This is a genomic window from Mesorhizobium sp. LNHC221B00 (assembly GCF_000502935.1).
Lineage (GTDB): Bacteria > Pseudomonadota > Alphaproteobacteria > Rhizobiales > Rhizobiaceae > Mesorhizobium > Mesorhizobium opportunistum.
In genome coordinates this window covers 1-12630 of the sequence record NZ_AYWR01000021.1, presented here as the reverse complement: position 1 = coordinate 12630, position 12630 = coordinate 1, and the positions used below count along the sequence as shown (strand labels likewise).

General features: G+C 62.2%; 10 protein-coding genes and 1 pseudogene. 9 read left to right on the top strand and 2 right to left on the bottom strand.

The annotated features are described in order from the left end of the window. The first annotated feature begins 238 nt into the window (after positions 1-238). The 7 genes and pseudogenes from X741_RS143930 (at position 239) to X741_RS143955 (ending at position 9695) form a co-directional block, all read left to right on the top strand. A complete protein-coding gene (locus tag X741_RS143930; RefSeq protein WP_023779563.1) occupies positions 239-1327 on the top strand; it encodes a hypothetical protein in 1089 nt (362 codons plus the stop codon). A 44-nt stretch (positions 1328-1371) separates the two neighbouring features. After that, a complete protein-coding gene (locus X741_RS143935; RefSeq protein ID WP_023779562.1) occupies positions 1372-2517 on the top strand; it encodes a hypothetical protein in 1146 nt (381 codons plus the stop codon). 24 nt (positions 2518-2541) lie between these two features. After that, positions 2542-4453 (top strand): annotated as a pseudogene (locus X741_RS07620) (ATP-binding protein). A 190-nt stretch (positions 4454-4643) separates the two neighbouring features. Further along, entirely contained in the window at positions 4644-5054 is a 411-nt protein-coding gene (locus tag X741_RS143940) for a DUF559 domain-containing protein (protein ID WP_031250344.1), read from the top strand. A 67-nt stretch (positions 5055-5121) separates the two neighbouring features. After that, a complete protein-coding gene (locus X741_RS143945; protein WP_023779557.1) occupies positions 5122-6423 on the top strand; it encodes a DUF6638 family protein in 1302 nt (433 codons plus the stop codon). Positions 6424-6528: 105 nt separating this feature from the next. Continuing rightward, a complete protein-coding gene (locus X741_RS143950; protein WP_023779556.1) occupies positions 6529-7647 on the top strand; it encodes a DUF2333 family protein in 1119 nt (372 codons plus the stop codon). 368 nt (positions 7648-8015) lie between these two features. After that, positions 8016-9695, top strand: coding sequence for a formate--tetrahydrofolate ligase (locus X741_RS143955; RefSeq protein WP_023779555.1), 1680 nt, complete (start codon positions 8016-8018; stop codon positions 9693-9695). 130 nt (positions 9696-9825) lie between these two features. On the opposite strand, the gene X741_RS143960 is transcribed toward X741_RS143955, so the two are convergent. Then, entirely contained in the window at positions 9826-10470 is a 645-nt protein-coding gene (locus X741_RS143960; protein ID WP_023779554.1) for a cysteine hydrolase family protein, read from the bottom strand. 130 nt (positions 10471-10600) lie between these two features. On the opposite strand from X741_RS143960, the gene X741_RS143965 reads away from it, so the two are divergent. Beyond that, a complete protein-coding gene (locus X741_RS143965; protein ID WP_023779553.1) occupies positions 10601-11590 on the top strand; it encodes a helix-turn-helix domain-containing protein in 990 nt (329 codons plus the stop codon). Between the two features lie 18 nt (positions 11591-11608). On the opposite strand, the gene X741_RS143970 is transcribed toward X741_RS143965, so the two are convergent. Then, positions 11609-12166 carry a sugar O-acetyltransferase gene (locus X741_RS143970; RefSeq protein WP_031250343.1) on the bottom strand — a complete coding sequence of 186 codons (558 nt, stop codon included), beginning with the start codon at positions 12164-12166 and terminating at the stop codon, positions 11609-11611. 140 nt (positions 12167-12306) lie between these two features. On the opposite strand from X741_RS143970, the gene X741_RS143975 reads away from it, so the two are divergent. Continuing rightward, on the top strand, positions 12307-12630 hold a 324-nt coding region (locus X741_RS143975), incomplete at its 3' end, for a membrane protein (RefSeq protein WP_023779551.1).

Sequence of the window (12630 nt, the reverse complement as noted above, 5' to 3'; positions counted from 1 at the left end):
ACCATCCTAATCGATGGAGACTGACTGCTTTGCCGGCGTGAAAGTTCAAAATCAGCTGAACTACGCTCGGCTCACCAGCTAATCACGCCATGACCACCGCTCCATTGCCTTTCAAGGGCTCGGCCTGATATTTTGTTTTCGCATCGTCCCTGTCTTCACGTCTTTCAATCCCCTGATACCCCACATATATTCGCCGCTGTTCGCAACCAGCGACCTGATGCCGAAGCGGGAGGCCCCTATGGCGACATTGCAGAATTTCGATGCCGAAATTGCCAAGACCAAGCAGGTCGTCCAGGATATGCGCACCAAGATCGAGCAGTCCGGCACCGTGCTCGACACGCTTGCCACCGCCGACAAGAAGATCGGCGACGCCAATTTCGACATCGAGAACGCCCGCATCGAGGATGTGCTGAAGCAGCAGAAGGTGATGGAAGGCAACATCGCCGACCTGATCATCGGCCTGGAGGACGCCACCAACGTCTTCGGCGCCGAGTTCGAAAGCATGAAAAACTACACCGGCTGGGAAAACTTCATCGGCATCTTCTCCAGCCAGAGCAAGCAACGCATGCGCACCGACCGTGTCCGCAACATGTCGCTGGCCGGCAATCTGCAGGAACTGCTGGCCAAGTCCGACACCATCGTCGGCATCCTGAAGGCGCAGAAGGAGGTCCTCGACCAGCGCTACAAGACTTCCGAGACAAGCCTGTCGCAGGTGATCGAGCGCCGCAAGACCACCATGTCCAACCTCGAAACCGTGCAGAAGCGCATCGAGGAACTCAACCCGATGCTGCTCGACATCGAGAACAAGATCGCCGCCTCGACCAGCCAGAAGGACCGCACGCAGCTCGAAGGCGAGCGCTCCAAGCTCGCCACCGAATACAACGAGAAGCAGGCCAAGGAGCAGGAACTGCTGGCCGAGAGCCAGACGCTGGAGCGCTACACCTCGATGTTCCAGACCTTCGTGGATTCGCTCAACAACCAGATCGCGGCGCAGTCGACGCTGATCAACAAGCTGACCATCGATACAGAGCAGCGCATCGTGCTCTACAAGGCGCTGGAAGATTCGCTGAAGACCGCCGCCCAGCAGGACGTTGCCCACAAGATCAACACGCTGGGCAGCCAGGTCGACAACACCGCCGAGGAAACCATGGCCGGCATCGGTGCCGCCTCGCAAAAGCACATCGGCGACCTGCTCGAGATGCACGAGAAGAACATGGTCGCCAGCGCCGACATCCAACGCCGCAAGAAGCTGGCCGACGATGCCTTCGCCCGCCGCTTCGACGAAGTGCTGAAGAAGCACAATTCGGCCAACTACGTACAGTCTTAATTGCTGCACTCGCCAGTGTCGCGTTCCGACTTGAGGCCAGCAGCATGACCCCCGAAAACGACGCGGCGGCGCGGTATTTCTCGGCAATCACGGCCGCGCTCAGCGGCCTGGAAGTGTTCATGCGCGACGACCGCTCGCCGCTCTACCGGCACGGCATCGTCGCCAAGATCGTCGCCGAATACATCGCCCGGCTCGACAAATCCTTCTCCTGCTGGCGCAACCGGCTGGGCTTCGTGGACACGTTCCGGATTTCGCGCGCCGAAAGCGGCTTTCCAGTGTTCCAGAACCTGCTCGAACTGGAAAACGACCGCCGCCAGGCGGACAGCCGGCTCGCCAACATCCCGCTGGCCGGCGAATTGCGCGAGGAGATGGCCGATTTCATCCTGCGCCACAAGGAATTCCCCGAGGCGCTGCAGAAATCGATGGCCGAGCGGCTCTATCTCGAGGACGTCAAGAGCGAGCAGACCTTCGGGCCCTTCACCCTGGCGCAGACCGCCAAGGTCTCGGTCAACCCGAAGACGGCGCGGCCCTACTATCTCGTCCATTGGGCGACATTCGACGGCAGCGCCAACCTGCCCCTGGTCTACATGGTGACGGTGGAAGATTCCTCGGAAACCATGATCAGCCAACTCGTCGACAGGAACGGCAAGCTCAACGACAAGGTCGACATTCCGCTGCCGGTCGACGGCCTGCTCAATCCGGAGCTCGCCCACCGTTTCGACGATTTCACCGAGAAGAATTCCGCCTACACCCTGTCGCCGGCGACGATCGCCGTCAACCTGGACAAGGATTTCGAGCCGCTGCACCCCAAGCAATTGCGCCGCGTCGTGCTCGGCCCCTTCTATTCGGCTGGTATCACCGACAACAATTCGACGGTGACCGAGGTGCTGGCCAAGGTGCGCAAGCCCGAGAATGCCTGGCTTTTGACCTGGACCATCCAGGAAGTCTATTCCAAGGCCGAGAAACCCGGCCGCAGGGGGCTGTTTTCAAGCGAGAAGACGACCCAGGAATTCTTCATCAACACCGACGATCTGGAAGCCGCGCGCCAGGGCGTGTCGAGCTACGAGAACCACGCACTGATTCCGCACGAAGCCTACCAGGCGCTCTACGCCGCCGGCGAGGCGCAGAAGATCTTTTCCGGCTACAAGGTCCACATCCTGTCCAACGGACAGGTCATCTCGGACGTCTGACCGTCACACCACGGAGCAACCTTCATGGATACCGGCCTGACCACCATCCCGGAAGCGGCTGTCGAGAAGCACCGCGCCACCGCGCAGAGCTTCATCACCCGCATCGTCGTGCTGGAGGATCCCTCGCGAGAATCCGGCACGGCGCTGGCCGGCACCAACCGCCGCTTCGTCTCCACCGTATCGGTGGGTTCTGTGCGCCGCACGCGCGAGGTCGAGCTGTCGAAGACAGTCGGGGCAGTCCATCCCGACGACCAGTTGCTCACCATCCCGCAGCACACGCTTCTGTTTCGCGCCCGGCGCGGCACGGCCATTGCCCTGGCCATATCGGATGTTTTCGCCGAAGGCTCCGACCTCGAAAGCCTGCAGGCGAAGAACACCCGCGCCCCGCTCGAGGGCGACGAGGCATCGGCCTTCAAGAAGCTGCTGTCGGCCTCCGCCTATATCTCCGCCTTCAGCCTGGCATCCTATCTGTTCCAGCTGATCGACAGCGACGGCGAGGCGCCCAACGACATCCCCGAGCCGGATTTCCTGTTCGACACGCCGCAGGACGCGGTGAAATCGATCCTGGCCGGCCTCGACAAGGCGATATCAGGCGCGTCCGACGACGCCGACCTGATGACGCGCGCGCGTGCTTTCGCCCGTGTCGCCATCGATGGGCTCCTGGCGCGAAAAGGCCGCTTCGACGGCATAGGGCCATTCGAGAACGCCCATATCCGCATCGACGCCGACGATTTCACCCTCGACGGCTTCGACGTTGCACCCGGCAAGCGTTCGAAGCCGCTGGTGATGACCTTCAAGACGCCCGAAGAGGTCGTCGGCAACCACATCGCCAAATACCAGTCGGTCAAGCTCGCCAAGATGCTGATGGCCTATGATTTCGAGCGCGAGCTGAACCCGTTCGTCGAACTCGGCGGTTTCCTGTTCACCTTCATCGGCGATGGCGCGCCCGGCACCGGCAAGACGACGCTGATCCAGATGATCGCCGGTCTCGTCAACGGTTACTGCCAGGTCGCGGGCTACCCCTTCGCCTACGAGAATTTCGGCGTCGACCAGATCTCGTCCTATCAGGGCAAATCGGGCCAGAACTGCCGCCAGTTCATCAACAATGTGCTGAACCCGCGCGTCATCGGCTTCGGCACCATCGACGACATCGACCAAGTAGCCGCCAAACGCTCCGATGACCGCGCCTCCGCCGGCCAGCAGGAGATCACCGGCGTCTTGATGGACGCCTTCGCCGGTGCCGCCACCGTGGTGCGCGGCAACTGCTCGTTCGGCATGTTCTCCAACTATCCCGAAAATGTCGACGATGCGCTGCGCCAGCGCGCCGGCGCCCGCTGGCTGGTCGACGGTCCGCAGAGCCGCGACGACTACATCGACATCTTCGTGCTGCTCGCCGGCAAGAACCATGAGATACCGCTCGGGGACCACAAGCTCTATGCCGCGCAGGAAATCCAGCGTGCCGTGACCGAAGCCTATGAGGAGCACGAGAAGCCGCAGGAAGACGGCCTGATGAAGGTCTACGAGCGCTACATGAAGGAAAATGGCGCACCCAAGACCATGGCCGACATCGGCACCTACCTGCACCTGATCAAGGATGCCGAGCCGCGCTTCACCGGCCGCGCCATCAAGNATCAAGAACGTCACCGACGCCATCAAGATGCGCGCCATGGACATCGAGCTTCCCGACGACTGGTTCGAGAAGCCGGAAGCGTTCATGCACAAGGCCTACGACGACAAGAAAGCCATGATCGAGGAACTGCGCGGGCCGTTCTCGATGGACATGGTCATGCAGGAGATCAACCGCTACGCCGACTCTGAATTCCGCTATTCCGACAAGTCCGACGACGCCGCCGTGGAGAAGCTGCTGCGCGACGCAAGGCTGCGCGAGAGGGCAGCGCGCGAGATGGAGGAGATGAAGAAGAAGGGCAATTGGTGATCTTTTCCTTCTCCCCGTTTACGGGGAGAAGGAAAAATGAGCGCCAAAAAACCCGACCTTCTGCGCGACAACGAACTCATCTATGGCCGGCTNGAGATGGAGGAGATGAAGAAGAAGGGCAATTGGTGATCTTTTCCTTCTCCCCGTTTACGGGGAGAAGGTGCCCGAAGGGCGGATGAGGGGCAGCGCCATGCGTGGAAGAAATGAGCCAAAAGTTGTGAGAGCCCGCGAACTGCGGAAGGTTGAAAACGATGCCGAGGAACGTCTGTGGCACGAATTGCGTGGGCGGCGACTGAATGGCCACAAATTTGTTCGTCAACTGCCAATTGGCCCATATTTCGCGGACTTCGCCTGCCGCGAGGCCAACCTGGTTGTGGAAGTCGATGGCAGTCAGCATGCCAGTCGATCCGGTGATCGATACAGGGACGAGACCATGAACAGGAACGGCTGGTCAGTGTTGAGGGTATGGCACGCGGATGTCCTGACGGGCCGCAAGAGCGTCCTGGATACGATTGTTGCAGCATTGGATGGGCGGCTGGATCGCAAGATGATCGGTGTCGATGCGAAATTTCTGCCGGCTGCGGCGTTGGAGCAAGAATAATGACCGTGTGCGCCGCCCCTCATCCGCCCTTCGGGCACCTTCTCCCCGTGAACGGGGAGAAGGAAAAATGAGCGCCAAAAAACCCGACCTTCTGCGCGACAACGAACTCATCTATGGCCGGCTGCTCACTGTCGACGAGCCGCATCTCATCCAGCGCTACAACAAGGCGTTGGCCGCATTCGGCCTCAAGCCGACCAAGCTTGCGAGCTTCCAGATCGACCGCACCGGTTTCTCGCCCGAGATCGCCGATGAATGCGGCGACCCTGACTATCTCGATCCCAACGAGGTCAACCGCCGCTTCATCATCCTGACGCCGTCGCAGATCGACCTGCCGGTGGTGCACACCGCCTTCTCCAACACCTCGCAGCTGATGTTCGAGTTCATGTCCAAGAACCAGCGCGCCATCGATGCGCTGACCATCAAGGACGTCATCTACGGCGAGATCGAGGACACCGTTCCCAAGGTCAACGACATTGAGGACCTGCTGTCGATCAGCCAGATCGAGTTCAAGGTGCTTTCGGCCGAGGACGTGCTGGGCAAGGCGGCCGAACTCGGCAAGCTCGTCGACAGGCTGAAGCAGGAGCCGGATGCCTGGCGCGACAACGCCATGCTGAACCGCATGGTGGAGCTGGCGAAGATCTGCGGCGACATCCGTGAGAACGCGCTGGTGCCCGACCAGGTGATCTTCCGCCACAATGCCTACTGGACCAGCCATTTCGGCGGGCTCTACGTGTTCGTCGACCCCGACATGACGACGGTGATCAGCGACCCGGCCGCCCCCGGCTTCCGCCGCTCGCGGCCCTGGCAGGTCAGCTATCTCTCGATCAACGACGCCGACAAGGTGTTCAAATTCCTGGCCAGCACCGGCCGCATCGAACTGCCGCGCGCCTCATGGATCGAGTCGTCGGGCTATCTCGAGCACCGGGCGGAGATGGTGGTGCGCGCGCTGATCCGCGACGCCGAACCCGACCGCAACCTGACCGACGTCGACAAGGTCTGGCTGCAGACCTGGATCCAAAGCCATACCGACCTGATCGCCAAGGACGGCAATTTCCCCTTCCTCAATGCCGCCAAGCGCGAAATCACCCAGCTTGGCCAACTCAAAATCGACGACGTGTTTCCCCAGCAGCGCTTCCTGGTGACCCGTGCCAAGCCGGACCACCCCGACGCATGGCTGACCAACCGGCTGATCTCGGATTTCGTACCGTCGGACTTCGTCTCGCGCTACATCTTCAACAAGCAGGGCTTCTACAGGGACTATGACGGCTTCAGCGACGCCTGGCGATCGCATGTTGTGGACGTTCTGAAAACCACATATTTGAAGGACAAGGTGGCGTTTCGCACGCGCCTCTACGGTCTGGCCGACTAAAATGAAATGACCCGTCATTTCGTTCTAACTTGTTGTTTTGGTGCATGTTATTTAAAAAAGTCCGCAACTTTTTTGACATCATGCTTTGAGGGGGTGACATAAGCCATGCTTGATCCGATCGTGAATTTCTTCACCCGCATTTTCCAGTGGATCGGCCGCGGCATCGGCCTCGTCATCGGTGTGATCCTGTGGCCTTTCCTGTGGGCCGGGCGCTGGTATACGCAGCGCGGCTGGATCCTCAAGGCGGTGGTCGGCCTGGCTTTGCTGGTGCTGGTCGGCCTCTACGCCAATTTCTTCTGCGCCACCCAATGGTGGAGCAATTTCAACCCGACCTATCCCGACTCTTACACTTTCGAGAAGCGCAATGTCTCCGCCGGCGAGCAGGTCGCCGCCGGCAGCGGCACCGACACGGCCAAGACTTGCGGCAATTCCGGCATTGCCCAGGTGGCGGCGGATCTGATCGACTTCAACGTCAATCAGAACGCCTGGGTCTCGTCGATGATCCTTTACAAGTTCGGCCTGTTCGGCATCGACTGGGACGACACGCCCTGGATGGACAACAAGGCTTCGTTCCAGCGCGGCATCAACCAGGCGGTGCGGCGCACCGCGACCGAGCTTGCCGACAATCTTGGCCGCGTGCGCACCACCTCGCAGATCGATACCAATCTCCAGGATGCCCGCGGTCAGCTGCAGTATGACGAGTCCATCTGGTACATCAGCCGCAACGGCATGACCGCGACCACGCCCAGCATGTACCGCCGTGCGATGGGCAATCTGCGCTCTTTCAACGCTCGCCTCGCCACCTGCCAGGCGACCTTCGATGCCCGCGCCGACAATCTCAAGCAGTATATCGACCGCATTGCTTCGGACATCGGTTCAACCTCGGCCATCCTCAAGGAGCGTGCCGAAAACCACAACAATGGCTGGTTCGACACCCGCGCCGACGACCGCTACTGGTTCGCCTATGGCCAGCTCTATGCTTATTACGGACTGATGAAAGGCGCTCAGGCCGATTTCGAGGATGTACTCAAGGAAAAGCACCTGCAGAGCCTGTGGGACACGATGGATGCCCAGTTCGTTTCGGCTCTCAGGATCCAGCCCTTCATCATCGCCAATGGCCGCGAGGACGGCTGGCTGTTGCCGACACACCTGACGACGATGGGCTTCTACATCCTGCGCGTGCGCTCCAACATGGTCGAGATCAGCAATGTTCTGACCCAGTAGCGCTGAGCCGCAATGCATGTCGCCCAAAGTGGTCCCGGTTTTGGGAGAACGACATGCATAAAGCAAACGGCAAGCCGATGGCGGATTTGCGCCGTCGCCTCTGTCGCATTCGGTGCATTGTGCGGCTGTTTTGAGACGGCGGAAGCCTCCCTGCTCTGGCTTCTATACGGCGCGGCAAGCGGAGCCAGGAAGAACCGAGGACAGGTCGGCCGGCCGCAGAGGAATTTTCTCTAGAGGAAACATAGTTGCATGAAAGTTGACGCCACGGCAGCGAGAGGGTTAGAACATGCCCGCGCGCCCGGTTCCAACCTGTTTGCGATAGACATCAACCCCGTCCCCTCCACCGTCCAATCCAGAGGAAAGCCGTCATGGCCGAAGTGAAGTCCGACATCGAGATCGCGCGCGGCGCCAGGAAAAAGCAGATCCAGGAGATCGGCCAGAAGATTGGCATCCCGACCGAACACCTGCTGCCCTACGGCCACGACAAGGCCAAGATATCGGCCGAATTCATCAAGTCGGTGAAGGGCAACAAGGACGGCAAGCTGATCCTGGTCACAGCCATCAACCCGACCCCGGCCGGCGAAGGCAAGACCACCACCACGGTCGGCCTCGGCGACGGCCTGAACCGTATCGGCAAGAAGGCGATCGTCTGCATCCGCGAGGCCTCGCTCGGCCCGAATTTCGGCGTCAAGGGCGGTGCCGCCGGCGGCGGTTACGCACAAGTCGTGCCGATGGAGGACATGAACCTCCACTTCACCGGCGACTTCCACGCCATCACCACCGCGCACAACCTTTTGTCGGCGCTGATCGACAACCACATCTACTGGGGCAATGAGCTCGGCATCGACACCCGCCGCGTGGTGTGGCGCCGCGTCATGGATATGAACGACCGGGCGCTGCGCGAGATCATCTGCTCGCTCGGCGGCGTCGCCAACGGTTTCCCGCGCGAGGCCGGCTTCGACATCACCGTCGCCTCGGAAGTCATGGCGATCCTGTGCCTGTCGACCGACCTGAAGGATCTGGAAAAGCGCCTCGGCGACATCATCGTCGCCTATCGCCGCGACAAGTCGCCGGTCTATGCCCGCGACCTCAAGGCCGATGGCGCCATGGCCGTGCTCTTGAAGGATGCCATGCAGCCCAATCTGGTGCAGACGCTGGAGAACAATCCGGCCTTCGTGCATGGCGGCCCGTTCGCCAACATCGCGCATGGCTGCAACTCGGTCGTCGCCACCACCACGGCGCTGAAGCTCGCCGACTACGTCGTCACCGAAGCCGGCTTCGGCGCTGATCTCGGCGCCGAAAAATTCTTCGACATCAAGTGCCGCAAGGCGGGCCTCAAGCCGGCGGCCGCCGTCATCGTCGCCACCGTGCGCGCCATGAAGATGAATGGCGGCGTCAAGAAGGAAGACCTCGGCAAGGAAAACGTCGAAGCGGTGAAGAAGGGCTGCGCCAACCTTGGCCGCCACATCGAGAACATCCGCCAGTTCGGCGTGCCGGCGGTGGTTGCCATCAACCACTTCTATTCCGACACCGACGCCGAAATCCAGGCGATGAAGGACTATGTCGCCTCGATGGGCGAAGAGGCGATCCTGTGCAAGCACTGGGCCTACGGCTCGGCCGGCATCGAGGATCTCGCCAACAAGGTGGTGGCGCTGGCCGAATCCGGCGCCTCGCAGTTCGCGCCGCTCTATCCCGACGCCATGCCGCTGTTCGAGAAGATCAACACCATCGTCCAGCGCATCTATCGCGGCTCGGAAGCGATCGCCGACAAGTCGGTGCGCGACCAGCTCAAGGCCTGGGAAGACGCCGGCTATGGCAACCTGCCGGTCTGCATGGCCAAGACCCAGTACTCCTTCTCGACCGACCCGAACCTGCGCGGCGCCCCGACCGGACACACCGTGCCGGTGCGCGAGGTCAGGCTTTCGGCCGGTGCGGGCTTCGTCGTCATCATCTGCGGCGAAGTCATGACCATGCCCGGTCTGCCCAAGGCACCGTCCTCGGAAAAGATATTCCTCAACGAGGCCGGCCAGATCGAAGGCCTGTTCTAGACTAGACATTATGAACACCAGACAAGAACGGGCGCCGCAGCGATGCGGCGCCCGTTCTGTTTGCGGATCTTGCTACGCCGCGCCGCGCGCCAGCGCCCNGATGCGGCGCCCGTTCTGTTTGCGGATCTTGCTACGCCGCGCTGCGCGCCAGCGCCCGCTGGTTGGAGGCGTAGATCGTATCGCGCTCCGGTAAGGCGCCGGTCTTCAGGCACTCCACCCACTCGGCGGTCTTCAGCACCGCCGCGAAGCGCGACTGCAGGATAACAGTCACCACGCGGTGAATCTCCTCCGCCGAGGCATACCCGGCGCTGTTGGCATAGGGTAGCGAGCCGGTGGCGTCGGACAGGAATTCGACCGCAAAACCCATATGCACGGCGTGGATGATGGTCGACAGATCGCAATTGTGCGTCATGTAGCCGACCACCGTGAGCGTATCGATGGCGTTGGCGCGCAGCCAATCCTCGAGGTCGGTGCCGGTGAAGGCGGAAGGCAGGTTCTTTTCGATATAGTGGTCGCGGCCGCGCCTGGCGATCTCCGGATGCAGTTCGGCGCCATGGCTGCCCTTGGCGAAAACTGGCGATGTCTCGGGTGCCATCTGCTTGATGACCACTACCTTGACGCCGGCAGCAGTGGCCGCATCCATGGCCCGCGCCACGTTGACGACGCTGTCGCGGAACGGCGGATGCTGGATGGCTAGATTGCCGCCATCATAGTCGTTCTGGACGTCGATGACGATGAGAGCGCGGCGCGGCGCGGTTTTGACTGGGTCAGACACGGGTGTTTTCCTTTCCGGCTTGAAATGCGATGGGGCCGAAAATAGGCATATCCCCAAGCGACCAAAAGTGTCCCGATTGACATCATTCGAAAGAATTGGGACAATCCGCGATCACTTTTCTGGAAGCTCCATGACCGACCCGATCATTGCCGTCCTAGCCTTCGACGGCATCAGCCCATTCCATCTCTCCGTGCCATGCCTGGTTTTCGGCGAGGACAGGACGGCGCTTGGACTGCCGCGCTTCGAGTTCCGCATCTGCGCGGTCAAGGCCGGCCCGGTCCACACCGAAGCCGGACTGACGGTTGCCGCACCGCATGGGCTCGAAGGGCTCGACGGCGCCGATATCGTCATCATTCCAAGCTGGCATCATCTCGGCGAGCCGCCAGCGCCAGTGTTGATGGAGGCGATGCGCAGAGCGCACGAGCATGGCGCATTGATTGTCGGACTGTGTCTCGGAACCTTTGCCATTGCCGCGGCTGGACTGCTTTCAGGTCGCCGCGCCGCGACGCACTGGGCCTACTCCGAGCGGCTGCAGGAACTCCATCCAGACATCGCGGTCGATGCCACGGTGCTCTATGTCGACAATGGCGACGTAGTGACCTCGGCCGGTGTCGCGGCCGGCCTCGACTGCTGTCTCCACATCGTGCGCGCCCGCTACGGCGCGGAAGCGGCACTGCGGCTCGCCCGCCAGATCGTCCTTTCCCCGCACCGGCAGGGCGGGCAGGCGCAATTCATCGAGCGCCCCGTGGCAAAAAGCGCTGACGCCGACCGCTTCACCCAGGCGCTTGACGCGGTGTGCGTCACGCTCGGCGAGGCACACAGCCTCGACGGCGTCGCCGAAGCCGCCGGCCTGACCCGGCGCACCTTCACCCGCCGTTTCCAGAAGTCGATCGGCACCAGTTTTGGCGATTGGCTGACCAGCCAGCGGATAGAACTCGCGCAGCGGCTGCTGGAAACGACGGAGAAATCGATGGATGTCGTCGCCTTCGAAGCCGGCTTCGGCAGCGCCACCTCGTTGCGCCAGCATTTTGCCGCGAGACTGAGGACATCGCCGGCGCAATACCGGCGCGAGTTTTCCAGGCGAGGCGAGCAGGACGAGCGCGCGGCGTTGTCGCGTTGATCGCCTGCGGCAGCCCCCTCACCCCCGCTTGACCGCCCGCGCCGGATTGCCGACCACCGTGGTGTCGGCTGGCACGTCACGCGTCACCACCGCGCCGGCGCCGACAATGGCGCCCTCGCCAATGCTGACGCCGCCAAGGATGACCGCGCTGCCGCCGATCCACGCATTTGCGCCGATCTCGACCGGCCTGGCGATCTCCAGTCCCGCCTGCCGTCCCGCCGCTTGCCTGTGGTGCTCGGCGCAGTAGATCTGGACATTGGGGCCGAGCAGCGTTCCCTTGCCGATGCGCACCGGCGCCGTGTCCAGGATGGTGCAGCCGGCGTTGAGAAAAACATTGTCGCCGAGAAAGATGTTGAAGCCGCAGGCGCAGTGGAACGGCGCCTCGATGCGGGCGCCAGTGCCAGCGGCGCCGAGCAGCGCCTTCAGGCTCGGTCCGAGATTGCCGCGCTGGCGGGGCGGCAGCGTATTATGCTCGAACACGGCGTCGCGCGCCGTGGCGCGCAGCGCCTCCAATTCGTCATCGAGGCAGGTATACCATTGGCCGGCGGCCATCCTTGTGCGCTCGCTATCAGCCATGAAGGGTCTCCAGTCGACGTCATTGCAAAGCACAATCGCGGCCGGCAGAAAAGCGCCGACGCAAGTAGTGGCCAAATATCGGACCTATGGTAGCCTGCCTTCTGAGGGCTGTCCTAGCCCGGGGATCGAGGGGATCTACCATGCTTTACGTTCTCGCACTGTTGATCGGCGTCATTGCCGGCCTGCGCGCCATGACCGCGCCGGCCGCCGTCGCCTGGGGCGCCTGGCTCGGCTGGCTGCCGGTTGCCGGCACCTGGGCGAGCTTCATGAGCCACTGGGCCGCCGTCGGCATCTTCACCATCCTGGCCATCGTCGAGCTGGTCACCGACCAGCTGCCGTCGACGCCCAGCCGCAAGGTGCCGCAGCAGTTCGGCGCCCGCATCGTCATGGGCGCCTTCACTGGCGCGGTGATCGGCGCAACTGGCGGCGCCACCATCGGCGGCCTGATCGCCGGGGCCATCGGC

What these genes read in the sequence shown, in the direction of transcription:
- X741_RS143940 (WP_031250344.1), top strand. Translation starts at nt 4,644, where the DNA reads ATGCGTGGAAGAAATGAGCCAAAAGTTGTGAGAGCCCGCGAACTGCGG.
- X741_RS143930 (WP_023779563.1), top strand. Translation starts at nt 239, where the DNA reads ATGGCGACATTGCAGAATTTCGATGCCGAAATTGCCAAGACCAAGCAG.
- X741_RS143945 (WP_023779557.1), top strand. Translation starts at nt 5,122, where the DNA reads ATGAGCGCCAAAAAACCCGACCTTCTGCGCGACAACGAACTCATCTAT.
- X741_RS143950 (WP_023779556.1), top strand. Translation starts at nt 6,529, where the DNA reads ATGCTTGATCCGATCGTGAATTTCTTCACCCGCATTTTCCAGTGGATC.
- X741_RS143955 (WP_023779555.1), top strand. Translation starts at nt 8,016, where the DNA reads ATGGCCGAAGTGAAGTCCGACATCGAGATCGCGCGCGGCGCCAGGAAA.
- X741_RS143935 (WP_023779562.1), top strand. Translation starts at nt 1,372, where the DNA reads ATGACCCCCGAAAACGACGCGGCGGCGCGGTATTTCTCGGCAATCACG.
- X741_RS143965 (WP_023779553.1), top strand. Translation starts at nt 10,601, where the DNA reads ATGACCGACCCGATCATTGCCGTCCTAGCCTTCGACGGCATCAGCCCA.
- X741_RS143970 (WP_031250343.1), bottom strand. Translation starts at nt 12,166, where the DNA reads ATGGCTGATAGCGAGCGCACAAGGATGGCCGCCGGCCAATGGTATACC.